The 26,226-nt window shown below is 62.2% G+C and carries 21 protein-coding genes; 6 read left to right on the top strand and 15 right to left on the bottom strand.

Annotated features, from left to right (window positions below; translation table 11 throughout):
- Positions 1–17: 17 nt before the first annotated feature.
- The 13 genes from P3C39_RS13960 to P3C39_RS13900 form a co-directional block, all read right to left on the bottom strand.
- Positions 18–1,325: an ABC transporter substrate-binding protein gene (locus P3C39_RS13960; protein ID WP_275953868.1), complete on the bottom strand. Its 1,308-nt coding sequence runs from the start codon at positions 1,323–1,325 to the stop codon at positions 18–20.
- A 63-nt stretch (positions 1,326–1,388) separates the two neighbouring features.
- Complete coding sequence (locus P3C39_RS13955; protein WP_013533089.1) at positions 1,389–2,207, bottom strand: SDR family NAD(P)-dependent oxidoreductase; 819 nt, start codon at positions 2,205–2,207, stop codon at positions 1,389–1,391.
- Positions 2,207–3,097, bottom strand: coding sequence for an intradiol ring-cleavage dioxygenase (locus tag P3C39_RS13950; RefSeq protein ID WP_275953869.1), 891 nt, complete (start codon positions 3,095–3,097; stop codon positions 2,207–2,209). Before P3C39_RS13950 ends, P3C39_RS13955 begins: the two co-directional genes overlap by 1 nt.
- Positions 3,098–3,107: 10 nt before the next feature.
- Positions 3,108–4,862, bottom strand: coding sequence for an FAD-dependent monooxygenase (locus tag P3C39_RS13945; RefSeq protein WP_063167502.1), 1,755 nt, complete (start codon positions 4,860–4,862; stop codon positions 3,108–3,110).
- The gene (locus P3C39_RS13940) at positions 4,862–5,911 is read right to left on the bottom strand and encodes a branched-chain amino acid ABC transporter permease (protein WP_063167501.1); all 1,050 of its coding nucleotides are present in this window, start codon (positions 5,909–5,911) and stop codon (positions 4,862–4,864) included. The genes P3C39_RS13945 and P3C39_RS13940 overlap by 1 nt, the downstream gene beginning before the upstream one ends.
- Positions 5,912–5,919: 8 nt before the next feature.
- Positions 5,920–6,783, bottom strand: coding sequence for a branched-chain amino acid ABC transporter permease (locus P3C39_RS13935; protein ID WP_013533093.1), 864 nt, complete (start codon positions 6,781–6,783; stop codon positions 5,920–5,922).
- Between the two features lie 67 nt (positions 6,784–6,850).
- A complete protein-coding gene (locus P3C39_RS13930; RefSeq protein WP_063171519.1) occupies positions 6,851–7,552 on the bottom strand; it encodes an ABC transporter ATP-binding protein in 702 nt (233 codons plus the stop codon).
- Positions 7,552–8,268 (bottom strand): ABC transporter ATP-binding protein, encoded by a 717-nt coding sequence (locus tag P3C39_RS13925; RefSeq protein WP_275953870.1) that lies wholly within the window; start codon positions 8,266–8,268, stop codon positions 7,552–7,554. Before P3C39_RS13925 ends, P3C39_RS13930 begins: the two co-directional genes overlap by 1 nt.
- Before the next feature lie 55 nt (positions 8,269–8,323).
- Positions 8,324–9,598 (bottom strand): ABC transporter substrate-binding protein, encoded by a 1,275-nt coding sequence (locus tag P3C39_RS13920; protein WP_063171517.1) that lies wholly within the window; start codon positions 9,596–9,598, stop codon positions 8,324–8,326.
- Positions 9,599–9,625: 27 nt separating this feature from the next.
- On the bottom strand, positions 9,626–10,687 hold the full coding sequence (locus tag P3C39_RS13915; protein WP_063170176.1) for a maleylacetate reductase: 1,062 nt from the start codon (positions 10,685–10,687) through the stop codon (positions 9,626–9,628).
- Positions 10,687–11,346, bottom strand: coding sequence for a dienelactone hydrolase family protein (locus tag P3C39_RS13910; protein WP_013533098.1), 660 nt, complete (start codon positions 11,344–11,346; stop codon positions 10,687–10,689). The genes P3C39_RS13915 and P3C39_RS13910 overlap by 1 nt, the downstream gene beginning before the upstream one ends.
- Positions 11,343–12,302 carry a VOC family protein gene (locus P3C39_RS13905; RefSeq protein WP_013533099.1) on the bottom strand — a complete coding sequence of 320 codons (960 nt, stop codon included), beginning with the start codon at positions 12,300–12,302 and terminating at the stop codon, positions 11,343–11,345. The genes P3C39_RS13910 and P3C39_RS13905 overlap by 4 nt, the downstream gene beginning before the upstream one ends.
- 3 nt (positions 12,303–12,305) lie before the next feature.
- Positions 12,306–13,211, bottom strand: coding sequence for a dioxygenase (locus P3C39_RS13900; RefSeq protein WP_275953871.1), 906 nt, complete (start codon positions 13,209–13,211; stop codon positions 12,306–12,308).
- Positions 13,212–13,304: 93 nt separating this feature from the next.
- Here P3C39_RS13900 and P3C39_RS13895 point away from each other — a divergent pair, with 93 nt between their 5' ends.
- Positions 13,305–14,255 (top strand): LysR family transcriptional regulator, encoded by a 951-nt coding sequence (locus P3C39_RS13895; protein ID WP_013533101.1) that lies wholly within the window; start codon positions 13,305–13,307, stop codon positions 14,253–14,255.
- Between the two features lie 175 nt (positions 14,256–14,430).
- Here P3C39_RS13895 and P3C39_RS13890 read toward each other — a convergent pair whose 3' ends face one another.
- Both P3C39_RS13890 and P3C39_RS13885 read right to left on the bottom strand, forming a co-directional pair.
- Complete coding sequence (locus P3C39_RS13890) at positions 14,431–15,807, bottom strand: HlyD family type I secretion periplasmic adaptor subunit (RefSeq protein ID WP_127367990.1); 1,377 nt, start codon at positions 15,805–15,807, stop codon at positions 14,431–14,433.
- On the bottom strand, positions 15,800–17,551 hold the full coding sequence (locus P3C39_RS13885; RefSeq protein WP_275953872.1) for a type I secretion system permease/ATPase: 1,752 nt from the start codon (positions 17,549–17,551) through the stop codon (positions 15,800–15,802). Before P3C39_RS13885 ends, P3C39_RS13890 begins: the two co-directional genes overlap by 8 nt.
- Before the next feature lie 714 nt (positions 17,552–18,265).
- Here P3C39_RS13885 and P3C39_RS13880 point away from each other — a divergent pair.
- The 5 genes from P3C39_RS13880 to asnB all read left to right on the top strand — a co-directional run bounded on the left by P3C39_RS13880 (position 18,266) and on the right by asnB (position 26,225).
- The gene (locus P3C39_RS13880; RefSeq protein ID WP_275953873.1) at positions 18,266–19,249 is read left to right on the top strand and encodes an ATP-grasp fold amidoligase family protein; all 984 of its coding nucleotides are present in this window, start codon (positions 18,266–18,268) and stop codon (positions 19,247–19,249) included.
- A gap of 326 nt (positions 19,250–19,575) precedes the next feature.
- Complete coding sequence (locus P3C39_RS13875; protein ID WP_275953874.1) at positions 19,576–21,345, top strand: calcium-binding protein; 1,770 nt, start codon at positions 19,576–19,578, stop codon at positions 21,343–21,345.
- Positions 21,346–21,762: 417 nt separating this feature from the next.
- Complete coding sequence (locus P3C39_RS13870; RefSeq protein WP_024502435.1) at positions 21,763–22,971, top strand: glycosyltransferase family 4 protein; 1,209 nt, start codon at positions 21,763–21,765, stop codon at positions 22,969–22,971.
- Positions 22,968–24,227, top strand: a complete 1,260-nt coding sequence (locus P3C39_RS13865; RefSeq protein WP_024502434.1) for an O-antigen ligase family protein — start codon at positions 22,968–22,970, stop codon at positions 24,225–24,227. Before P3C39_RS13870 ends, P3C39_RS13865 begins: the two co-directional genes overlap by 4 nt.
- Positions 24,228–26,225 carry an asparagine synthase (glutamine-hydrolyzing) gene (asnB, locus tag P3C39_RS13860; RefSeq protein WP_275953875.1) on the top strand — a complete coding sequence of 666 codons (1,998 nt, stop codon included), beginning with the start codon at positions 24,228–24,230 and terminating at the stop codon, positions 26,223–26,225.
- Position 26,226 lies beyond the last annotated feature (1 nt).

The raw sequence follows: 26,226 nt of genomic DNA, 5'->3' as shown, positions 1-26,226 counted from the left end.
CCGCGTCCCCGCTCATGTCACCAGGCGATCGGCTGAATAGCCTGTTGCGGCGCGAAGAGCTGATTGACCGTGTTGTCGACGATCTTCAGGTCATAAGGCCATTTCTCGCCCTTCACCCACTGGCCGCCGAAGATCGGCGTCTTGCAGATGTTCTTGTGGGGCGAGCCGTCGAACTTGATATGACCGACCAGCGTCTGCAGATCGGTAGCGACCAGGGCGTCTCGGTTGGCTGTGCGATCGAGCGGATTGGAAGAGCGCTTCAGGATGTCGAGCGCGACCTCGAGCAAGGCATGCGAATAGCCCAGCGGCTGCGTCCACTGCCGCTTCGAATCGACTTCCCATTGGCTGGCGATGTCGCTGCTGACCTGCCCGGTCAGCGACGACTTGAACGGGAACGCCGGTGTCCACCAGACCTCCAAGGACATGCCGTTGCCTAGAGGACCCATGGCCTCGACACCCCCCGGGAACAGGAGTGCCGCCGCCACCGTGACCGCCTTCGGCTTGAAGCCCTGCTGGTTGCTCTGGGTGACGAAGGTCTTCAGATCGTCCGGATAGGTAATGCCGCCGATGATCTCGCAGCCCTGCTTCTTGAACTCGGCGATCTGTGCGGAAAAATCATTGGTGCGGGGCTGGAAATAGCCGGGCACCACGACCTCGTAGCCGGCCTTGCGGGTCGGCGCTGGCAAGCCATATTCGTCGTTGCCCCAGGTCTCGCCGTCGATGTTCTGCGGAAACAGCATGCCGACCTTCTTGTTGGTCTCCAGATGGCTCCAGAGTCCGACGAAGGTGTTCAGCGCCTCGTCGAGGCCCCAGAAGAAATGATAGGTCCAGCCGAAGGTCTGCTTGCCGCCGCCGCGCGGCATGATCACCGCTTGCCAGGGAGCACCGGAGGAAATGCAGGGGGTCTCATAAAGCTCGGCCTGCTCGGCCGCGGGCAGGATCGTGTCGGTGGTCGAGGCCGGTACGAGCAGATGCACCTCGTCGTTCAGGATGAGGTTGCCGGCGATTTCCGATGCCTTGTTCGGATTGGACTGGCTGTCGCGATCGAGGATCTCGATCTCGTAAGTATTGCCGTCGGCACATTGCAGCTGGCCGCCGAGCAGGGCGCGGATTTTCTGCAAGGTGTAGCCATCCGTTTCACCAAACAGGGCGAGCGGCCCGGTCGTGGGGCTGAGATAGCCGAGCTTGATCTTCCCCGCCGTCGCGGCGCGCAGATAGGTCGGCATGCCCAGCGTGCTGGCGGCAACGCCGGCTCCAATCCCCTTCAGGACGCTTCGGCGGCTGGGCCGCAAGCCCGATTTCACCAGTTTGTTGTAGTAGGTCATTGTCGGTTCCTCCCTGGGTTAAGTTTCTCCGGCCCACGGGACCGGTCTCAGTTCAAAGCTTGTTCAGGTCATCCTCAGCAGCGAGCCGCCATCGATGACGATCAGCGAGCCCGTCACGTAGGACGCGGCCGGCGACGCCAGATAGAGCGCCAGGCCCTTGATCTCTTCAGGGTCACCGATCCGGCCGATGAGCGACTGGGCCTCGAAGGCCTTGCGGTCCGCCGGATTGCGCAGCCGGCCGCCGGCGATGTTGGTGATGAACGGCCCGGGCAGGATTGCGTTGATGCGGATGTTGTAGGCGCCGAGCTCCATCGCCATGTGGCGAACGAGATGGTTCACCGCGGCCTTGGCGGGCATGTAGGGTGTACCCACGATGCTCTCGTTGATCAGCGAGGCGATGGACGACGTGACGATGATCTGGCCGCCGCCATTCGGCTTCATGTGCCGCACGGCATGCTTGATCGTGGTGTAGACCGAGGTCAGGTTTATCTCGATCACCTTGTCCCAGTGCTCGTCGGGCAGGTTCTCGATGGCGCCCTCGGGGTTCCTTTCGCCCGTCGGGGTGTTGAAGCCCGGCCCGGCGTCGATCCCGGCATTGGCGAACACGACGTCGATCGAGCCGGCCTTCTCGGCCACCTTGTCGAAGGCGGCCGCCATGGCCGCACGGTCGCCGACATCGACGACCTGGCCCCAGACATCGCCACCCGCCGCCCTGATCGCCGCCACGGTCTTCTCCAGCCCGGCAGGGTTCAGGTCGAAGATGCAGACCTTCGCCCCGTGCTCGGCCATGATCTCGGAATAGGCCTGCCCGATGCCGCTGGCGCCGCCGGTGACGATCACCGACTTGCCTCTGACATCGAACATCTTCTCAAGTGCGGCCATCAGTTTCCTCCCTTGCGCGACAGCACGAAATCGAACTCCACGTCGTAGAACGGCGCCGCGACCTCGACCCTGGCCGCGGCTTCGGCGTCCTCGACCTTGCGGAATTCGGCGAGCAGGCTTTTCTTCACGCCGAAGACGGCATCTGAATCGATGTACGGATCGTCCGGATCGAAGATGTGCGTGGTCAGCGCGTCGAAGCCCTCGGCCTCGACGATGTAGTGGAGATGCGCCGGACGATTGGGGTGGCGGCCTAGCGCGCCCAGCAGCCTGCCGACCGGACCGTCATCCGGGATCGGGTAGTATTTGGGCTTCACGCCGCGGAACCAGTAACGTCCGTCCGCACCGGTGCGGAACACCCCGCGCAGATTGAAGTCGGGCTGGATGCCCTTCTGCTGCACGTCGTAGAAACCCTCGTCATTGGCCTGCCAGACGTCGATCTTGGCGCCTGCGATCGGGTTACCCTCGGTATTGAGGATGCGGCCATGCACGAACATCGGCTCGCCCTTCTGGTCGAGGCAGATGTTCGATCCCATTGGCAATTCGGGCGCGTCGGCGACGTGGAAAGGCCCCAGCACCGTGGATTCCGAGGCACCCGACGGCTTGCGGTTGTTGATCGCATCGACCAGCATCGAGACGCCGAGAACATCCGACAGCAGGATGTACTCCTGCCGCCATTCGTTGCAGATCTGGCCCGTCTGCGTCAGGAACATGATCGCGCCGAACCATTCCTCCTGCGTCGGCTCGATCTCCTTCACCGCCTCGTGCAGCTTTCGGGTGATGACCTCCATCACCTCTTTGAGCCGCTCGTCTTTGGCGTTCCTGTTGCGCGCCACGACGACCTCGACCGAGTTCGCCTCGGTGAAATAGCCGGATTCGTGTTCGTCAATCATGCGATCCTCCTCAGCGCGCCAGAACGGATTTGAAGACCCGGCGCAGTTCGGCCGCCGGATCGGCCGCGAGCGTTTCGGAACGCCAGGCGACGTGGTGGTCGGGACGGACGATCAGGCAGCCGGTGTCGCGGATCTCCCGCGCGCCGGCCCAGTCGCCGGCATGATCCTCGATCGTGCGGCGCGGGCCGATCACATGGCTGCGGATCGGCAGACCGAGCTCCGCGCCCACCGTCTCCGCCGCGGCGACCCACGCCTCGCCGCCAATACCGGTCAAAAGCGTGAACTCGCCATGCCCGCAAAGATCGAGCGTCGAGACCTTCCTGCCCGAGCGCTCGAACACCCAGACATGCGGCAAGCGCGCGCCCGGCCACGTCGTTGGCGCATAGTGCAGCTCGCGATCCTTCTCGAATGCCGGCTCGCGCTGGCCGTCGGTCACCACCGCGCCGGACGCATAGCGCTGGTTCATCTCGACGCCATGGGCGTCGAACTCGTACTTCTTGAAGGCGATAGCCTTGCGGAGCGCCTCGCGCTGCGCTTCGGCCGCGGGCGTCGCGTCGGCGCGGGCCTCCATGTTCCTCTGGATCTTGTCGTGATCGACGCCGCCATCCATGCCGAGCGCCTCGAAGATCGGTCCGAATTCGGCAATGGACTGGTTCGCCCGCGTCACGATCTGGCGCGCGATCGGTGCGCGCTCGGCAGAGTAGCTATCCAGAAGCCCGATGCCCGCCTGCCCCTTGACGACCTTGGCAAGCTTCCAGGCGAGATTGAACCCATCCTGGATCGATGTGTTCGAGCCGAGCCCGTTCGAGGGCGGATGCCGGTGCGCGGCGTCGCCCATGATGAACACCCGCCCCTTCTGCATGTGCGTGGCGAAGCAGTTGTTCACCGTCCAGGTGTTGGCGCCCAGGAGCTCGATCTCGAGCGCGGAATCTCCGACCAATTGACGCGCGACCTCGGTGGCCAGTTCCGGCGTTACCTCCGGCGGCGGCTGGTTGATGTCGTAGCCCCAGACGATCAGCCACTCATCCCACGGCCGCACCATGCGAACCAGACCCATGCCGATGCCGCCGACGTCGGCGCCGGGCTGCATGACCCAGTAGAGGACGCTCGGCCGGTGCGCGACGTATTTCGACAGATCGGCCCTGAACAGGATGTTCATCGAGCCGCCGACGCCCATCTTACCGTCGAGCGGCAGGCCCAGATGCTCGGCCACCAGCGAGTTGCCGCCGTCGGCGCCGACGAGGAACTTCGACCGCACGGTGAAATCCTTACCCGACAGCCGATCGCGGCAGGTCGTGGTCACGCCGTCCGCATCCTGGACATGGCTGACATATTCCGTGCTCATGCGTGCCTGCGTCCCGCGGGTGCAGGCCGACTTGAACAGGATCGGCTCCATGAAGGTCTGGGGCAAATCGTTCATGAAACAGGGAGACGACAGCAGATGTTCGGCCTTGGAGAGCGGCGCTGTACCCCAGCTCTTCATGCGGCCGATCTCCTCGCCGGCCAGGCTTTCGCAGAACACGTTCTCGCCCATCAGTTCCTGCGGCGAGGCGTGCATCATGGCCTCTGCCTCGACATCCGGACCGAGGTCGCGCAGCACTTCCATGGTGCGCTGGTTGGTGATGTGGGCACGCGGCGTGTTCGACAACCAGCGATAGCGATTGACGATCATGTTGGCCACGCCGTAGCTCGACAGCAGCGCGGCGGTGGCCGAGCCGGCCGGGCCAGTGCCGACGATCAGCACGTCGGTTTCGATATCCGCCATCAAATTCCTCCCTCGATCTTCGGACCGGTCAGCCTGCGGCGGACCGGAAACAGGTGCAGGCCATTGCGGGACGCGATCAGGCCCCAGAGCCCCTTTGGCGCAAAAAGCATCACGACAACGGCGATGAGGCCGAGCGTCATCAAGTACCAACTGCCGTAGTCGGCCAGCGCCGAGCGCAGCGCAAAGAAGACCAGCACACCGAGGATCGGCCCCTCGATGGTGCCGATGCCGCCGATGACGACAATAAAGATGACGTTGGCGGTCCAGTCGGTGACGGCAAAGGCCGCGCTCGGCGAGATGCGGGCCGTCTGCAGGAAAATCAGCGCGCCGGTCAGCCCGGTGGCAGCCGCGGCGATCAGAAAGACCGCCCATCTGAGCCGGGCGGTATCGACGCCCACCGATTGCGCCGCGTCGACATTGTCGCGCACGGCCGCCAGCGCCAGCCCGAGGCGGCTGCGCAGCAGCCAGTAGATGCCGCCCGTCACGGCCACGACCAGCGCCAAAGCCAGCCAGTAGGCCATGACATCGCGTGCCGCGGCCTCGCGGACGCCGAACAGCGCCCGGACCGCATCGGTGCCCAGGATGCTGCTCGTCGCCTCGCGCGGCAGCGACGTGCCGGTGCCGCCGCCAAGTGCCTTCCACTGCGCAACCAGCAGGCGCGTCACTTCGGCGATCACCCAGGTGCCGATGGCGAAATACGCGCCCTGCAAGCGGAACGCGAAAAAGGCCGTCGGAACCGCCAGCACCAGTGCCGCAAGGGCGCCCAGCGGGATCGCCAGGACCGGATTCCAGCCGAGCAGGATCACGCCGGCGAACATCGCGTAGGCGCCGATGCCGACGAAAGCCTGCTGGCCCACCGAGACCAGGCCGCCATAGCCCGCCAGCAGGTTCCAGATCTGCGCCAGCGTCAGCATGGTGAGGATGAAGAACAGATCCTGTATGACACCACGCGAGGCCACGGCAGGCAGCGCGAGCGCGGCGACGAGGAAGATCGGCACGATGATCGCGGTCACGGTTCCGGCGCGGGTGCGGGTTGTCAGTCGATACATGCCGGCCCTCAATCCACTGCGCGCGGAAAAAGCCCGCGCGGCCTGAGCAGCATCACGGCCAGGAAGGCGATGTGGCCGGCCAGGATCTGCCATTCCGGATTGAGCGCGGCGCCAAACGTTTGCGCCACCCCGATGATGATCCCGCCGGCAAGCGTCCCCCACAGGCTGCCGAGGCCGCCGATGATCACCGCCTCGAAGGCATAGATCAGCCGCGCCGGTCCGATCGAAGGATCGAAGTTCGCGCGCATGCCGAGATAGAGCGCCGCCAGCGTCACCACGACCATGGCGATCCCGGTGGCGATCGCGAAAATCCGCTTCGGCTCTATCCCCATCAGCCCCGCCGTCACGGCGTCGTCCGAGGTGGCGCGGAAGGCACGGCCGAGGGCGGTGTGGTAAAAGAGCGCGTTGAGCGCAATGATCGTCACGATCGCCGAGGCAAAGGTCATCAACGGCATGATCCCAACCGTGACCAGCCCTAGATCGAGCGATGCCCCTTCCAACGCGCCCACCGGAATGCGGCGGCTGTCGGCGGAGAAGGCCTCGAGCAGGCCGTTCTGCAAGGCGACCGACAGGCCGAACGTGACCAGAAGCGGCGGCAGGATGTCCTTGCCCAGCACGCGGTTCAGGACGGCGGCCTGCAGCAGCCAGCCGAGCCCGAACATCACGGGCATGGCAATCAGGGCAGCGATCCAGGGCGACAAGCCGAGCAGCGTGACGCCCATCAAAACCAGATAAGCGGCAAGAATGATGAGGTCGCCATGGGCTAGGTTCACCAGCCGCATGATGCCGAAGACGAGGCTCAACCCTGCTGCAAACAGGGCATAGAGCCCGCCCAGCAGAATCCCTTGCACGAGGGTGTCCAGCCAGATCATCGCCGCGCCACCTCGATCAGGCCACAAGGGTGCTGTGCGAGCAGACGACCGAGCCTTGGTTCCCGCGTCATGCCGCCACTCCGAAATAGGCAGAGTGGATATCTTCGCGCGTGACCTCGGCCGCCCTGGCGGCCAGCGTGACGCGACCCTCCATCATGCAGTAGACGCGGTCGGCCACTGCCAGCGCCTTGCCGATATCCTGCTCCACCAGCACGATCGCGGCGCCGCCTTGGCGGATCCTGGGAAGTGCTGCGTAGATATCGCGGATGACGACGGGCGCGAGGCCGAGGCTGATCTCGTCGCAAAGCAGCAATTCGGGGTTCGACATCAGCGCCCGGCCGATCGCCACCATCTGCTGCTGGCCACCCGAGAGCGCGGTACCGGGGCTCTTGCGCCGCTCGCCCAGGATCGGGAAAAGGTCATAGACCGCGTCGAGGCTCCACGGCCCCTGCACCTTACGCGCCTGCCCGCCGACCAGCAGATTTTCCTCGACGGTGAGCGAAGGGAACAGCCGGCGCCCCTCCGGCACCATGGCGATGCCGCGCTTCATGATCTCGGCCGAAGACAGCGCGCCGATCGGCTCGCCCCTGTGCAGCACCATGCCGGGCGCGTTGCCGATCACGCCGGTGATCGAGCGCATCAGCGTGGATTTGCCGGCGCCGTTGGCGCCGATGATCGCCACGCATTCGCCCGCGGCCACGGTGATATCCACACCGAACAGTGCCCGGAACTGGCCGTAATTCGCGGTGAGGCCGCGCGTTTCCAGCATCAGACCTCGAGCCCCAGATAGATTTCGCGAACCGCCTTCGAGGCCATGATCTCATCAGGCGCGCCGATCCCGATCACGCGCCCGAAATCCAGCACGAGGAGCCGCTCGACCACCGAATTCAGGGCATGCAGCACATGCTCGATCCAGATGATGGTGGTCCCCCTCGCGTGGATGGCTCTGATCGTCGCGACCAGGGCCTTGCATTCGCCCTCCGTCAGACCGCCCGCGATCTCGTCCAGAAGCAGAAGTTCGGGGCCTGTCGCCAAGGCGCGGGCGAGTTCCAGGCGCTTGCGGTCGAGAAGGCTCAACGAGCCGGCCACGAAATTGGCTTTCCTGAGGAGCTCCGTCGCCTCGAGGATACCAGCGCAATCCTCGACCATCTCGGCCTCGCGTCCGCCGCGGCCGAAGGCGGCGGCGGTCAAGAGATTCTCGAACACGGTCAGCCCCTCGAAAGGCTGCGGAATCTGGAAGCTGCGGCCGACGCCCATGCGCACCCGCTCCATGGCCGGAGCGCGGGTCACGTCGCGGCCGAGGAATTCGATGCGGCCCTCATTTGCAAACAAGTTTCCGGTGATCAGGTTGAAGAGCGTCGATCTTCCCGCGCCGTTCGGGCCTATAATGCCCAGCGCTTCGCCGCGCGGCACGCTGACGGTCACGGAATCCGCAACCTTCAGGGCGCCGAAGGACTTCGAAACGTTTTCCAGCCTGAGTATCATCACAGTCATCCTTGGGTCGCGCCGAACGAGGGCGGCGCAGCCGCCCCCGGCAGCGTCAGGCCAGGGCTTCCATCTTGCCAGCGGTGGGAATCTCGGTAGCGCCGGCGTTCTCGACGATCACCAGATCGAAGCCGCCACCGGCCTTCTTCCGCCACTGGCCGCCAACGAGCGGCGTCTTGCAGACGTTCTTCGCGGCGAAAGGCGGCAGTCCCGCACCGCTCCATGCCACTTTCCCCACCACCGTCGTCATGTCGGTGGCGGCTATGGCCGCCGCGATCGCCTCGGCATTGGTCGGATCCGAAACGCGCCCCATGACATTGGCCGCCACCTCGAACAGCGAATGGACAAAACCGATCGGCTGCGTCCAGGGGCGCCCGGTCTTGGCGGTGAAATCCGCCGCGATTTCCGCCGAGCTCTCGCCCGTCACGGACGATTTGAACGGATGCGAGGCCGACCACCAGACCTCGGATGAGAGGTTGTGGCCAGCATCGCCCAGCGTCTCGACCGATTGCGGAAAGAGGATCGCTTTGGCCACCGTTATCGCCTTGGGCTTGAAGCCCTGCTGGCGGGCCTGGTTCCAGAAGGTGGTGAAGTCCGGCGGAATGACCACACCGGTGACGATCTCGGCATTGGCCGCCTTGAAGGCGTTGACCTGCGCGGTGAAATCGTCCGACAGGTTCTGATAGCGGCCGGGATCGGCAAGGCTGAAACCGGCGGCATCGAGGCCCGGCTTCAAGCCGTTCTTCGGATCACCCCAGGCATTGCCGTCGGCATCGTTGGGGAACAGCCCTCCCACCTTGCCGTTGGTGGAAAGCTGCTTCCACATGCCGGTGTAGACGGCGATGATGTCCTCGAGACCCCAGAAATAGTGATAGGCGAAGTTGAAAGGCTTCCACGAGGACGGATCGGCCGGATTGCCCTGCTGGCCGATGAACCAGGGCTGCCACGGCGCCATCGTCGAGATCACCGGCACGCCCTCCGCCTCGCAGGTGGTGGCCACCGGATTGGTGTTCTCGGGCGTCGAGCCGACGAGCATCAGGTTGATCTCGTCATCGACGATCAGGCTCTTGGCTACCTCGGCCGCGCGGTTGGGGTTCGACTGGCTGTCCTTGACGATGACCTCGAAGTTCTTGCCCGCCTCGGAAGCGAGGAAGGCCTTGATGTTGTAGGCGTCGCTTTCCGCGAAGCCGGCGAGCGGCCCCGTCTGCGGCGAAACATAGCCCAGGCGGATCTTGGCGCCTTGCGCGATGGCCGGCGTCGCCAGGCGCGAACCGGCGAGCGCCAGGCCTGTCGCCGCCGAGGCTTTCAGTAGGCTGCGTCTTGTGATCATGTTTGGTTCCTCCCTCTTGTTTTGTTCTCAGTCCCCCGGACGGCGTCCCTCCCACGCCGCCTGAAGGAGTTCCCTTATCGATCCCGGATCAATCGGCCTTGGATTCGCATAGGCATTCTTCACCGCGATTGCCGCCGCGCGGTCGAGATCGGCCTCCTCGATGCCGATCGCCTTCAGGCTCAGCGGAGAGCCGACCGACTGTGCGAAATCCCAGAGCCCGCCGCCCGCCGAACCACCACCGAATGCCTCAGCGATCGGGCGCAGCAGATCGGGCACCGCCGCTTCGTTGAAGGCGGTCGTGTAGGGCAGCAGGATGGCGTGGGTTTCGGCGTGCGGCGTGTCGAACGAGCCGCCGAAGACGTGCGCCAGCTTGTGATGCAGCGCCATCGAGACATAGCCGAGTGCGGTCGAGCAGCACCACGCCGCATAGAGCGCCTGCGTCCGCGCCGCGCGATCCTGCGGATTGCCGATCAACCTTGGAATGCCTTCCCGAAAGGCAACCATGGCATCCCTGCACATCAGCACGATGACCGGATTGCGATCGGGGGCATACAAGGCTTCCATCGCATGAGCGATCGCGTTCATCGCCGAGGTTACGGTGAGATTTACCGGCAAGCTCAGTGTCAGATCGACGTCGTAGATCACCGTCTCTGGGCGAATGTCCGGCGAGCGGCGGGTGGTCTTCTCGCCGGCTGCCGTCTCGCCGAGTATGTCGGTCATTTCCGAGCCGGCATAGGTGGTGGGAATGACCACCTGGTCGGCGCCCGTGCGCACGGCAATGGCCTTGCCGAGCCCAGTGGTCGAGCCGCCGCCGAGGCTGACGACCGCCGAAGCGCCACTGCCGCGGAAGGTATCGATGGCCTTTTCCGTGACCTCGACAGGGGTATGCATGACCGCGCCGGCAAAGATCCCGGCGGCGAGGCCACCAAGGCTTGCGGCCAGCCTTTCCGCATCGCCCTTCTGATGCGGCGTCGAAAGCACCATCACCTTTTCATGGCCGAGCCGCCGGACTTCCTCCTCGACGCGAGCCATGGTGCCGGCACCGAAGACCACCCGTGTCGTCAGGCCCGGAAAGGTGAAGCTGTCCATCATCGCGCCGCCTCCATGCGCGGGCCACGCCCGGCCGCGAGGTCGTCGAGGATAGTGCCCAGCATGGCAATCTCGGCGTCCGAGACCTCATGGCCGCGGCCCGGGAACAGATCGGCCCGCAGGCTCGCGCCAATCCGGCCCAGCGATTGCGCGGCATCGGCAAACGCCGAGACCGGTATCCACGGATCGGCATCACCACCGGAAAGATAAATCGGCATTCCGGCCGGCGCCGCCTCGGATCTTTCGTCCGCCGGAACGCCGACACGGCAGCCCGTGAAGGCCGCCAAAGCGTCCGGCGGCGGCAGCCCCGCACAGAGATATTCGATCGAGAGACACGCCCCTTGCGAGAAGCCCGCGAGAAGCAGCGGCAGTCCGGGCAGTTCGGCACGCGCCGCAACCATTGCGGCCGCAAGGTGGTCGAGCGCGTCAGAGAGCTGCGCGCGGGCGACCGACGTCAACGGGTCGACGGCACGCGCCTCCCACCACATGCCGTGCGGCGCGCGCGGCAGGATGAAGGCCACGGCCGACGCGGAAAGCCGCGACAGCACATGGGACTGCATCTCTTCGGGCGATTGGCCGCGGCCGTGGACGAAGACGCAAATCGCCTTAGCCTCCGGGCCTCTTGGCCCAAGCCGGAGCGGACCGCTGCCTGAACTCACGCGAAATCCGCCTGTTCCAGGCCGGCCTGCAATTCGCTCTCGCGGTCCTTGAACCAAGGCGGGAAGACCAGCGTCTTGCCGATCTGGCCCGGAGGCTCGTCCTTGGCCCAGCCTTCCGGCGTGGTCCAGGCAATTTCGAACAGCGCGCCGCCGGGCGAGCGGACATAACAGGACTTGAAGTAGTTGCGGTCCTTCTGCTCCGATATGTCCGTGAAGCCGAGGCCCTCGATATGAGCGCGCAGCTTCAACTGGTTCTCTTCGTCGCCGGTGTTGAGGGCGAGGTGGTGGATCGTGCCTCCCGCCAGAGTCCAGGTGCCCTGCGGGCTGTCGCGGTCGACAATGACCTCCACGCGCTGTGCGACGCCGGCCGCATCCGGCACGCGGAACACGAGCCCCTCGTGGTCGTCGGCCTCTTTCTCCATCGGCAATGCGATGGTCAGGAAGTCGTCCATGGCGGTGCGGTCCATCACCGCCACCACGGCGCCGTAGATTCCCTTGATGCCGTGGGCCTTGCCGATGCCCTGCGCCTCGTTGGTGATGGGCGCGCGGGGATCCCTGTCGCTTTCCACCAGCTCATGCGGGATACCGCAGGGATGTGCGAAAGCCGCACGGTCGGCGCCAAAACGGGTGATCTTGATGGCCTCGATGCCGCGCGCATTCAACCGGTCGACCCAGAAATCCGCGGCGCCCCTGGGGATCGACTGCATGATGGTGCGCGACTGATTGGACCCGCGGCGGCCATAGACGCCCGGCTTGCGGAACGGGAAGGTGGTGATGATCGTCGACGCATCGCCATTGGGCGAGCCGTAATAGAGGTGGTAGACCGGGATGACGCCGTCGAACAAGACGGTGCGCTTCACCGAATGCAGGCCGAGCGCCTTGGTATAGAAATCAAAATCTTCCTGAGCGCTGTCGGTCGAGAGCGTCAAATGGTGGTAGCCGCTGATACGTGCCATCGGTCATCTCCTCCCAGAGGTTTCGGTATCGCTCCGCCGCTGCGGGCAGAGCACGAGGTTGAGGTCGAGCGCGTGCTTGCGTTTTCCTCCATTGGGCGGCAGCGCGCGGAACTCGGCCATGAGTTCGGGTTTGACCCCGAAGATGGCATCCCGGCCGATCGCAGGGTCCGACCGGTCGAAGATGTGGGTCGTCAGCGTCTCGAAGCCCTCCGCCGAGACGCGAAAATGGATATGGGCCGGCCGCTCGAGGCCAAGGCCGAGCGCTGACATCAATTGACCGACCGGTCCGTCCGACGGCAGCGTATAGCCCTTCGGCTTCACCGTCGTGAAGCGGAACCGTCCCTGCGGATCGGTACGGAAGCGTCCGCGCAGATTGAATTCCGGCTGCCGGTCGGGTTCCTGGTTCTCGTAGAGACCCTCGGCATTGGCCTGCCAGATCTCGACCGTCGCATCGCTGACCCCCGCGCCGTCGAGCGCGACGATGCGGCCCGCGACCTCCAGCGGCTCGCCCTTGTGATCGCGCGAGATGTTCGCGCCGGGTGGCATCTCCGGCACGTCGGCCCGGTAGAAGGGCCCGGCCAGGGTGTTTGGTGTCGCTCCGGCGGGGCGCGGGCTGTTCTGATCCTCGATCAGCGAAGACACGCCCAGGACGTCGGCGAACAGCACCCATTCCTGGCGCCGCGCATCGGCGTAGTGACCAACCTCGGTCAGAAAATCGATCGCCTGGCGGAATTCCTCGCCGGAGGGCCGCAACTCCACGATCAGCGCGTGCAAACCATCCACGGCTGCCTGCGCCGCCGCCGCCAAGCGGGACTGGCCCATTGCCGTCAGGCGCCGCGAGAATTCCTCGGCCTGCGTCGATATCGCCTTGGGGGACTCATCCCGCTTCGGGTCGTGCTGGCCGTGCATTCCGCCGGGGCCTCCCTTCCCCTTGCCAAGCGGGATAGCACGGCCCGACGCGATGCTTGATGAGATGTGACGTCCCTTGTATAGCGTTTTGCTATGAAGCTGAACGAGCGCCACCTCATGCAGCTCGCCGCGGTGCTGGATGCCGGCGGCGTGTCGGAAGGAGCCGCCATGCTGGGCTTGACCCAGCCGGCGGTCAGCCGATCACTGGCCATGCTGGAGGCGCGGGTGGGTGAGCCGCTGTTCCTCAAGGGCCGCCGGCCGCTGCAGGCGACGCCGCTCGGCTTCCAGCTGGCGGCGCAGGGCCGCACGATCATCACCGCGTCGCGCAAGGCGTCGGATGCGGTGCAGGGCTTCATGAAAGGCACCAAAGGTGTCGTCCGTGTCGGCGGCGTGCCGTTCTTCATGGACGCGATGATCAGCCGGATGATCGGAGAATTCCAGAAGCTCGAACCCGAGGTCACCGTTCAGCAGAGCTATATGAACCTGCCCGAGATGGTCGCGGCGCTGGACAGCAACCAGATCGACCTCGGCATCGTGCCGATCGGCGTGCTCGACCTTGGTCCCGGCTTCGAATTCACCGAAATCCTGCCCGGACGCAATGTCGTGGCTTGCCGGCCCGATCATCCCCTGCTGCGAAATCGCCGCCTCAGGGCGCATGACCTGACCAGCTTTCCCTGGGTGGCTCCCCTGCCCGGCTCTCCGCTGATGTCGGACCTGCAGATGATCCTGATGAGCATCGGCATGTCGGACCTGAACATCCGCTATTCGGGAGGCTCGCTGATGAGCGTGATCAACTTCCTTGCCGAAACCGATGCGTTGGCCGTGCTGCCATTCTCCGTAGTCTTCGCGCAGCGCAAGGAGAGCCGGGTTACGGTGCTGCCCTATGAAATCCCGCAGCCCAGCCGCTCACTCGGTATCCTTCGCCGGGTCAGCGGACCACGCTCACCGGCGGCAGAGCGCTTCGCCGGCCACGTCACGACCGCCTTCGAAAACCTGAAGCACATCATCAAACGGCATGAGAATGCCGTTGTCTGGGGACGGTAAACCAGCCTCGCTATTCGAATGATGCGGTAGCGTCACACAACGCGCATGTTTCCTCCAGCCGGAGGCGCTTCATCCCCGCGTCGCCGGTTAGGCTCGACGGCCGCCCGCCCCCAAAAGCCGTCGGGCCGCCAGAAATCCCGATATCCTATTGGTCACGCCCTCCTCCACCTCGCCATCACTGCGTAAACGCTTTGGACATCTGATCCGCAAAGGGTTTCAACAGATAAGACCAGACATTGCGTTCGTCGGTGCGGATATGAACCTCGGCGGGCATACCTGGCCTCAGCACCTTCGCTTCGGTCAGGCAGCTTGATTTGCTTTCAACCTTGATACGCGCCGAAAAATAGGAAAGCTGACGTTGCGGGTCTTTAATCAGATCTGCCGAGATGTGTTTCACTGACCCTTGGCAGACCGGAGTGGTTCCCACGTCGAACGCCGGAAAACGGATTGATACCGGCTGCCCAGGCCGGACATCGTCGACCCGCGACGGAGGGATCAGCGCGTCCACCACAAGATCGTCGGTATCAGGTACGATGGTCATAAGCATCTCGCCAGGCGCGATAACGCCGCCGACGGTATGGACAGCCGATTCCTGTATCGTTCCGGACTGTGGCGCGCGGATCGTTGTCTTGGTCAGTTCATCCTGCGCCACAATCCTCCGTTCGTTGAGTTCGGTCTGCTTGGCTTCCGTCTCGCGGAGTTCGGTCGTCACGTCAGTGCGCCTTTGGTCATCCAGCTGCAGCATCTGCAACCCCGTTTCGCTGATGCGCGCCTGGGCTTCAGCTACTGCTGCAGCGAGGCGACCCGATTCTCCCCTGGCCCGGGTGGCATCCAACTTGATGTTGCTTACCCTCTCCTTGGAGACGAGTTTTTTGGCGTAGAGGGAATCAACGTCGGCGAAATCCTTGCTCAGCAGGGCAACCGATTCATCCACCGCGCTCTGTTGCGCTTTAAGACCGTCGATCTGACGTTCAAGTTGCTGGGATTGGCTTCTCAACTGCGCCTTCTGTCCAGCCAAAGCCGAAGCGCGCGTTTCAAAGAGAGCGCGTTCGCCGTTGACGAGCGCCGCCAGCTCCGGTTGGTTCATTCGCGCCTTCAGGTCGACCGGCAGCTGCATTTCCGCCAAGCCCGTGCGCTCGGCCTCCAGCCGGGCGAGGCGAACGGTCGCGCGATCGAGATCCTCGCTGATGATTTGCAGGTTCGCGCGTGTCAGCGTGTCATCCAGCCTGACCAGCACGTCGCCGGCTCGTACATGATCTCCGTCCTGCGCGAAGATTCCGCCCACTGTGCCTCCGGTTTGATGCTGGACCTTCTTGACGTTGCTTTCTACCACCACGGTGGCCGGTGCAACCACGGCGCCGGCGATCTTGGTCAATCCCAGCCACAGGCCGCCGCCAAGGACCAGCAGACCTGTAATCACCAAGCCGAATATCAGGTTGGCCCGAATACCGTCCGGCAGATCTGGCGAGCTCACGGCAGGCCCTTTGCTGCCACGAAGGGTCCGGGCATAGGACGAGAAGGTGACGAATGTTTCGAGCAGAGCCTCATGCATGCCCGGCAACCCCCGGTATCGGCGCCAAAGAAGATGGCCGAGGTGAAACAGGCGGTGAAGGTCGGAGCACGTTCGCCAAGACCTCCTCGCGCGAGCCAAAGGCATGAACCGTCCCGTTCGACATAACCAGCACCTGATCGATGTTGGCGAGTGCCGAGGGACGATGCGCAACGACAATGACGATGCCCCCGCGCTGACGCACTGCCCGTATGGCGCCGGCCAGGGCAGCGTCCCCATCCACGTCGAGGTTCGAGTTCGGTTCGTCGAGCACGACAAGGAACGGCTCGCCATAAAGTGCTCGGGCGAGACCCACGAGTTGCCTCTGCCCTGCCGACAGGGCTGCTCCCCCCTCCCCGATGCGGGTCTGAAATCCCTGAGGGAGTTGCATGATCATTTTCTCGACGCCGGCGGCTCTTGCCGCCGCAAGGACGCCTTTTGGATCCGTCTTGCCTCGGAACCTCGAAATGTTGTCTGCTACCGTGCCGTCAAACAACTCCACATCCTGCGGCATGTAGCCGATATGGGCGCCGAGATGTTCCGAGTTCCATTGATCGAGAGAGGCGCCGTCCAATCTCACCGAGCCATGGAGCGGCTTCCACACCCCGACCAACGAACGGGCCAGCGTCGTCTTGCCGGAGCCGCTCGGGCCGACGACGGCCATTCCAGCCCCCCTCGACAGGTGGAAACTTACATTTACAACGGTCGGTCTTGTCAGGCCGGGCGGCGCGACTGTCAGTTGCTCGACGGCAAATCGTGCCTGTGGACGAGGCAATTCCATCGGATCGTCCTGACTGCCAAATGCAGCCATGACAGCTGCCAGCTCGCTATAGCTGCGCCGGGTCGATAGAAAACCTCTCCAGTTTGCAATCGCCGCGTCAACTGGGGCCAAGGCCCGGCCGAGCAATATGGAAGATGCGATAATCACCCCAGGAGAAGCTTCACCGCCGATGACCAGGTAGGCACCGAGCCCCAGAACGCCGGATTGCAGACCCATGCGAAGCGCCTTCGAGAAGGAACTGGCGCCACCGACGACATCCGAGAGGCGCTCCTGCTGACCAAGATATGCACGGCTGACGTCGCTCCAGCGTCGAGCCAGTCGACCAGCAAGCCCCATTGCATGAACAACCTCGGCGTTGCGCCGGGCGGAGTCGGCAAGCGCCCGTTGCGACGACAAGCCTTCGGAGGCGCGCGCGGCCGGACCACGGCTAAAGACTTCCGCAACCGCCGTCAGGAGGACCACGGCGATCGCGCCGACGGTTGCCAACAAGCCGAGCAAAGGATGGAGCAAATAAATGATCACCAGATAAAAAGGGATCCACGGAGCGTCGAAGATGACCGTCGGTCCCGTTCCGGAAAGAAAGCCGCGCAGTCGGTCAAGATCGTGCAAAGGCTGCAGACGGCCCGCATCACGTCCTGCCTTGAGCGGCAAGGACAGGGAGATGGAGAACACCTTTTCCTGCAAATTTCTATAGAGAAGACTGCCGATGCGGACCAGCACGCGAAGCCGCACGAAATCCAGGAGCCCGTAGACCGCATACAAGCCCAGCATGCCGATCGTGAACCCCACCAGGGTGGGAACGCTCTGCGACGGCAGAACGCGATCGTAGATCTGCAACATATAAACCGAACCGGTCAGGGCGAGAATGTTTATCACTGCCGAAAACAGCGCCACGCCAAGCAGCCCAGGCATGCAGGCGAGAATGGCGGAACGCAGCTCGGGAGAACCGGCCCCCGATGTTTTCATGACCAGCGGTCGTTCGCGCGACACTGCCGCGCCGTTACTTCCGTAAATTGTGATGGCTCAAACCTTTCTTGGTGCGCATAGCAGCCGCGATCCGTCGCCCCCCTTATTACGCTCTGCTTGCATACGTCGACTTTGAGGAAAATGCAGCGGATTCGTGGCGCAGGACCAACGAAACGCGACCCACAGCGTGCACAGGCTGGGGATAACTCCCCCAAAAAATGGCAATTCACGCTAGTAACGCAGTCCAGAATGGAACACGCAAAAGGGGCTTATGTCCTTGCTTCCACACACTTTCAAAGACGCCACGGTCGTTCGCACAAAATACCTGATGCGGAGCAACAACTTAGATCAATCAAACCTTTTGTCGTTCTGTATTCTGTATTTGATCTCGTCCCGATACACCAATCACCCGAGCAGACCATCAGTCTCCCAGACTTTCAGGGGCGGCAAATTGACGACCGTCAGGCCGGCACGCCGGATCGTCATTCAAACGGAGGAGGACGGTGATCGAGCCTGACGTATTGTGGTTTAACGCATGCGCAGGGATGGCGACTGGAGGGCTCGTTCACCTCGGGGCGCTGGCCGACGGGTTCGACCCGCCCCATCTGTGACGGCTGCCAACCTGCCCAAGGAGGCGGATCGCGCCTTCGCCATCGTTGTTATCAGAGCGGACGCCGCGCTAGCCGGTGCGTTATCCGCGTAGTGGGGTGTTGCGTGGAAAAGAAGTATCGGAAATTAAGAAGAGCTGTCTGGGAAACGATATATAGGGTCAGCTTGATAACCCCGAATTTCTACGTTCTGAACTACCCCATAGCAGCAGCGGGATTCTTTAACGGGAACAATAGGTTCCCAAGACGGGTTTCCAGTCAATCGGCTACGATAAATGATTTTATATTTGACAGAATGATACGAAATAGATGGGGATACCTGGAGAAGATTTTCGTTGATAAGCATTATGCTAAGTACATAGCTAGTGGAATCGCAGGCCTTAAAATCCCAAAGACGATCTCTGTATTCAAGATAGATAGAAATACGACGCCAGATGACATTTTACTTTGGATCCAGCCTTTCCTCGGACGTCATTTCGTGATGAAGCCGACCCATTCCTCTGGAAAAATTATATTCCTCGACAAACCGCTCAATAGGAAAACCGTAGAGGAATTCTTAAATTTCTCTAAGAGGTCGTACTTCAATATTGGACGAGAGACACAATATTATAAAATGGAAAAGAAATTAATTGTCGAAGACAACATTTCTACTGGCGGTGAATTAAGTGACTACAAATTCTTTTGCGTTCGCGGCAAGGCAATTTATCTTCAGGTCGACGTCGGTAGATTTGTTGATCATAAAAGGGCTGTCTTTTCTCTTCCGGATTTTAAGCAGATTGATGTCATGTATGGTTATGACCTGCCAGAAAACGTAGAAAGGCCGGAAAATCTCGAAAAAATGATCGAGATCGCGGAAACGATATCTAGGGATGTTGAGTTTGTCAGGGTTGATTTGTACAGCATTAACGGTGACATATATTTTGGAGAGATGACTTTTTCTCCATGCGCTGGGTCGGATCATATTTCAAACGAGAGTTGGGCCATCGATTTTTTAAATAGGATCAAAGCAGAAAGTGCTCCTAAAGCAGCGATAGGTGGCCGCTTCACGCCGCAAGCGGCACGATCTTTCGACCATCAAGTTGGCGGGTGAGCCGCGAGGGCGTCAGCGCAAGCCTCGGTTCATGTGCCGAGGCACCCCAATTGGCTTTCCCCTAGTTGGGGATAACCCGGTCGGGAAAGGCGGATATTTCCCAATCACGCGGCTCAACAATGAGCCGGATGAGAGGGGCTTATGTTGTTGTTGCGGCACTGTTTTAAAAGACTTCGGTTGACCGAAGAGGAACATCTCCTGCTGTGCAGCAATCCTGTCGGCGATCAAAGATTCTATCCAGCGGGTGTCGTATTTGATTTGGGCCTAATATGCGCCGTCAACTAAGCAGACGTGGGGCATAACCGAATCAACCAAAGGATTTTTGGATGACACTCCACTACGCGTCCGGTGGATCAGCCGCCGAGATCGCAACCGCCGGATTCAATCTGGCTGATGTTCAGTACGTTTCGCAAGTCAATGCCTTGCCGGAAGGCATGAAAGGCTTGGTTTATCTCGGTGAGCACGACGGAGTAACTTCGTCTTTCATTGATAAAGTCACTCCCTTCATAGGTAATCCAAATGTGTTCGGGTTTTACCTTAGCGACGAGCCTGATCCGACAGGCAAGTGGGGCAGCTACGCAACCGCTGCAAACCTAAAGGCGGAATCCGACTGGATTCATTCTCATGTTCCCGGCGCCAAGACCTTCATCACGATGATGAACTTGGGCACGGATGGCTCCCCGAGCTACATGAACCCGAACGACCCGGCCCACGCCGCTTACAATCCGGCGAATACGGGCATCGATTTCTACGGTATCGGCTATTACCCCATCAACAACACTTCGGCTCCCGACTACACCCATATCGACAAGATGGTTGCGGCTGCCGGTGAAGCGGGCATCCCGATTGACAAGATCGTCCCGCTTTACCAGGCGTTCGGTGGTGGCAACTGGGAAACCAGCGCTGGCGGCAAGTTTGTCATGCCCACCGCTGCCCAGGAGCAGGCCATGATTGATCGTTGGGCCGCACTGGTTCCGTCGCCGGCCTTTGACTATACCTATAAATGGGGAACGCAGAATGGCGACACCGCGCTTGAAAGCGCCTCGGAACTGAAAGCCTTTTTCCTCCAGCACAATCTCGAGGGCACCCATGCCCCGGTCTCGCCCCCGGTTAGTGATCCTGTCACGCCCCCGGTCAGTGATCCGGTCGGCACACCGACCACACCTCCTACTCACGTCGGCACCCCTGCTCCCACCGCGCCGGCCCCGTCGGGCAGCGATCATGTCTTCCATGGCACGCGCGGCGCAGACGTTTTCCACGCAACCGGGGGCAATGACAAATATCTCGTCAACAATGCTCATGACAAGGTCATGGAAGCGCCAAACGGGGGCTTCGACAAGGTCGCGGCCTCGGTGAGTTACGCTCTTACGGCGGGATCACATGTCGAGCAGCTCTCCACCGCCAATTCGGGTGGCAGGGCGTCCATCAACCTGACCGGCAACGAATTCGGTCAAGCCATCTATGGAAATGGCGGTGCCAACAAGATCAATGGCGGCGGTGGCGCCGACAAGATGACCGGCTATGGCGGCAATGACACCTATTACGTCGACAATGCCCACGACAAGGTGGTGGAGCAGAGAGGAAGCGGCCTCGACAAGGTTCTTGCCTCGGTGAGCTTCGCTCTTTCGGCTGGCTCGCACATCGAGCAACTCGCAACCACCAAGACGTCCGGCAAGGCCGCCATCAATCTGACCGGCAACGAATTCGGACAGACCATTCACGGCAATGCCGGTAACAACAAGATCGACGGTGGCGGCGGGGCCGATACGTTGACCGGGCACGGGGGCAGAGATGCCTTCGTGTTCAGTACCGCCCTTGGTTCTGGAAACGTCGACAGGATCACTGATTTCAACAAAGCCCAGGACAAGATCCACCTCGACCATTCCATCTTTGCCGGTCTCGATCAGGGGGGCCTCTCGTCGGACGCTTTCTTTGCCGGCAAAGCGGCGCATGACAGTTCCGATCACATTATCTACAACAGTTCGACCGGAGCTCTTTCTTTCGACAGCGACGGCGTCGGAGGCGCAAACCAGATCCATTTCGCGAGCCTCTCTCCGCATCTGTCGATTACCGCATCGTCTTTCCTGGTCACCTGACGCTCCAGCGACGAATGCCTTAAAAGGTCGGCGAGGTCTTGGGGCCTCGCCGACAGTCGTTTGGGCCGAGCGTCCGAACTTCGCGCCCATCAGCGAGCCGCGGAGCTCAGGTCCGCCACGCCTTACTCCAGCCACTCATCGTGCCCACTTCAGGCAATGCCGTGGGGGCGTCCCGGTGAGACTGCGTCGGCAAGACAGGAGGGACATTAGCGCTCCCCCACCGCGAGGGAATCTCGCCTCACTGGTCCTACCCCTTTCCAAACATCATGGTGTCATTCAAACGGACGAGGACAGGAACCCGGCCTCCCCATAGCGTGCACTCGGGCGGGATGCGCTCATAGGTGATGAAACCGGGCCGTGGCAGCATCGAGAGCGTCAGTTACTCGATTGCCCGCCGTGTGCGCTGGGGAGAGGCAGATGAACCCACATCTGGTCTGCGTGGGAGGCGAGGATCACGCCTTGAGAGTTCCCTTCCTCATCGCGCTGCGAGAGAAAGGCTTTCGCGTTACGGCGGTCTCGAGCGGTTCTCCCGTACCGTTTTTAAGGCATGACATTTCGCATCACAGGTTCTCCTTCGACCGGTTTGCATCTGGCGGCGGGGAATGGCGTGCTCTCGGAACGATGCGCCGATTGATGCGGGAGCTTCGGCCCGACATCATCCAGAGTTTCGACACCAAGCCAAATCTGTTGACGCCCCTTTCCATGCGGGGAACAGTTCCGGTTATTCGCACCATCAACGGGCTGGGCTGGACGTTCTCATCTCTGGCGCCTCGCGCTTTGGCCCTGCGTCCGGTCTATTGCGCGCTGCAATGGCTCGCGTCTTCGTGGACGGCGGCGACCGTTTTCCAAAATCGTGATGACCAACTGTTCTTCGAGCGCTTTCGGCTGACCGGTCGCGGAAGCTCGCGACTGATACGCAGTTCCGGAATCGATGTCGATGCGTTCGCAACGGTGCGCCACCTCGGGTCCTCGGCAACGAAGATGCGTAGGGAACTCGGCCTCCAGTCCGCCGAAGTGGTGATCTTTGTCGGCCGCTTGACCCGTCAGAAGGGTGTGGGAACCCTCCTCGAGGCGGTTCCTCGCGTCGTGGCCGAAAGACCAGCAGCACGATTTGTGCTTGTCGGCCCGCGAGAATCCGAAGGCTCATTCGCAATCGACAAGTCCGAGATCGACCGGCACGCATCTCATGTGCTGGCCTTGGGTCCACGACGCGATGTCGCTGATCTCCTTGGCATGGCCGATGTATTCGCCTTTCCCACCCAGTATCGCGAAGGAGTACCGCGTGTGTTGCTGGAAGCGGGGCTTTCGGGACTGCCAATCGTGGCTTCCAGGATGCCAGGCTGCAGAGACGTCGTCGAAGACGGGTGGAATGGCTACCTGGTTGCACCGCATGACGCCGATGCCCTTGCCTCGCGAACAATAGACTTGCTGTCCGACCGCGCTGGGGCAAAGGCAATGGGCGCCCGTTCCGCTGAACTTGTGCGGGAGCGATTTGCCCTGCCGTTGGTGGTCGATCAGTACTGCGATCTGTACGAAAACACACTCCGCGCGGGGCTTCCGCGACCGCTCCCTGCTGTCGCACTTGAGGGCAGCCTCGCAGATCACCGGGGCGGAGCACGTCAATGATCCGGGACGCCTTGCTCGCCCTGGGAGTTGCGATGTCCTACGCGACGCAACTGGCCGTTCCGGGATTGTCGCTCGGCTATGGCGAATTGTTCATCGCGATCTGGATCGCTCTGGCGATTGGACGAATATTCGCCGGGGGTCGTCTCCAGGTCACACCCGCTTTTGTCCAACTGGCGAGCTTCTGGCTGATCTTGTCGCTGGCTTTGGGAATCGGCACGATCGTCGGCTACCTGACCACCGTCCTTTACTTGACCGGGCTGGTACATGACGTGATGGCCTACATGCTGCTGGCCGGCTTCACATGCCTGGCGGCCGCGGAGCCCGACGCCGATCGTCACCTTCGCCGCAGTGCCTGGTGGGTGATCGCCATCGCCAATGGAAGCTTCGTAATTCAGCTGGGATTGGCATTTGGGGTGGCCCACCAGCCCGGCGTCGACCCCTGGTTCTGGGACAGATTCCGTGGCTGGTCCGAGAACCCGAACCAACTTGCGCTCTATTGCGCGCTTTTTGGCCCCCTGGCTTTGCACCTTGCCACGACCACCCGCAACCCATGGCGCCGTTTGCTCGCATTCTCCAGCCTGATCCTGACCTTTTATGTCGGCCGGCTGACGAAGAGCGACACCTATCTCTACACCAGTATCCTGAGCTGCCTCGTCTTTCTCGGATTGCGGCTTCGTGCATGGATCGCAACAAGCGGTCGCGCCAGCCTGCCCCGCTTGGCAGCAATTGTGCTGTTGGCGGGTTCCTTGCCTTTAGCGCTGGCGATGACGCCGTACGCGCTCACCGAAGAGGCCAGCGTCGCCCATTTTGCCAAGAGCCTTACCAAGGACCAGGGTGGGGAAGCGACACTCGAAACATTCGAACTCCGGCTCTATCTGTGGCAGGATGCGGTGGAAACGGGGTTGAAATCCGGGTCCCTGGGATTAGGCCCTGGGCCTCACCTCGAGCGCCCGCCCGTCGCCGACCGTCAATTTCTACAGCGCCCTTTCGAGGCCCATAACACCGTTCTTGACCTTTACCTGCAGGGCGGATTGCTTGCGGTGATGGCATTGGTCTGGATCGTGGGAGCCGCAATGTCGGTTGCCTGGCGAGCGGGCTTCGACGCGCTGCTGGTGCTCGGTGCGTCGACGATAATCTTCAGCATGCCTCACCTGATCATCCGCCATCCGATCGTGTGGTTTTCGCTGGCTTTCTGCCTCGTTGCCGGAAATCCGACCGCACTTCGGCCGCAACTTGCCGAGCCCAGGGTGCCCTAAATGTGTGGGATCGCCGGAATTCTATTGGCTTCCGATGCCACAGACATAAAGCCGCTCCAAGCGATCGGGCGGATGACCGCATCGCTGCGTCACCGGGGCCCGGATGGCGAAGGGCTCTGGGCCGATCGCGAGGCTGGAATCGCATTGGGCCACAGGCGATTGGCAATTGTCGACCTGTCAGCCGCCGGGCACCAGCCGATGCATTCTGCCAGCGGCCGGTACGTGATCACCTTCAACGGTGAGATATACAATTTTCGCGATTTGCGTCGCGAACTCGAGAGTGCGGGCCAAACCTTTCAAGGCGCCAGCGACACCGAAGTGATGCTCAGCGCAATCGAGCATTGGGGGCTTGAAACCGCCCTCAAACGCTTTGCCGGAATGTTCGTGTTCGCATTGTGGGATCTGAAGACAAGAAGCCTTTATCTGGCCCGTGACAGGATGGGCAAAAAGCCCCTCTATGTTGCTTCGACCCGAGACGCATTGGTCTTCGCCTCTGAGCTGAAGGCGATCAACACCTTTCCGGGCTTCTCTCCCGACCTTGATCTTGATGCCGCGGCGGCAATGCTTTCAACGGGATGGGTGCCGGACCATCTCTGTATCTGGCGAGGCGTGTTCAAACTGCCGCCTGGTTCCGTCCTTTCCGTCACCGCGGCGAATTATGCCGAAGACCGCAGCGCGGACCGTCTTTCCCAACGCGTTCACCGCTGGTGGTCACTGGCTGACGTTGCAGCCGATGGGCGACGGAACCCCGCTACCGGCACCGACGAAGATCTGGTTGACGAACTGGACAACCGGCTTCGGCTGGCCGTGCGGGAACGCATGATCGCCGACGTCCCTCTGGGCGGCTTCCTGTCGGGCGGGATCGACAGCTCAGCCGTGATCGCCCTGATGCAGGCTCAATCCTGCAAGCCGGTTCGCAGCTTCACGATCTCGTTCGCAGAGGGCGGCTTTGATGAAGCTCCATACGCAGCGGCCGTTGCCCGTCATCTGGGCACCGACCACTCCGAACTTCACCTCTCGCCCAGCGCCGCACGTGACGTCATTCCCGAGTTGCCGCAGGTCTGGGATGAACCCTTCGCCGATGAATCGCAGATACCGACCTTGCTCGTTGCCAGGCTCGCCCGTCAGCACGTCACCGTAGCGCTGTCGGGCGACGGCGGTGACGAATGCTTCGCAGGATACGGTCGCCACTTCATGGCGGAGCGGTTGAAACGACACCTGCGCCTGCCCCGACAACTGCGCCGAACCTTGGCGGCAGGGGCAGGTTTTTTCGCACGCGCCGGACGCGACGATGTCATCGGCAAACTGCCACTCTCTGCGAGCGCGAGGCATTTTATCCGGAGCGACCGGATGGAACGTCTCGCCCGGCTGCTCACGGCATCGAATGAAGACGAATTGTTTCAGCGGCTGGCGCGGCCACAGGCTGAAAACCTGGGACGTCAGCGGCCCACCGAACCAATCTACGGCCACGGCGGTCCGCCGCTTGACGACCTGCTCTCCCGTCTTCTGTACGATGACATGGCGGGGTACTTGCCTGGCGATATCTTGGTGAAGCTGGACCGTGCCACTATGGCCAACAGCCTTGAGGGCCGGTGTCCTCTGCTTGACCACCGCGTTGTCGAATTCTCCTGGCGGCTGCCATCCAACATGAAAGTTCGTGATGGCGCCGGCAAATGGATTCTTCGTCAATTGCTACGCCGCTATCTCCCGCAGCACCTGATCGAGCGTCCGAAACAGGGCTTCGATGTCCCTATCGCAGCATGGCTGCGGGGTCCGCTGCGCAACTGGGCCAGCGATCTTCTCGCCGACATGCGAGCAGAAAGCAGTGACGTATTGGACGCTGCGAAGATCGACGCCTGCTGGCGCGATCACATTGATGGCCAGAACCGCTCGCGCGAATTGTGGTCCGCATTGATGTTCCAGGCCTGGCGGAGCCGAGCCAACCGGCAAGCACAGCAAACCGGCCCAATTCATGAACCCGATCTGGCAGGAGTATAAA

Origin of the sequence: Mesorhizobium sp. XAP4, from assembly GCF_029269325.1 — a bacterium.
Lineage (GTDB): Bacteria > Pseudomonadota > Alphaproteobacteria > Rhizobiales > Rhizobiaceae > Mesorhizobium > Mesorhizobium ciceri.
Note: the sequence above shows the minus strand (reverse complement) of the source record. Positions and strands in the feature narration are given on the sequence as shown.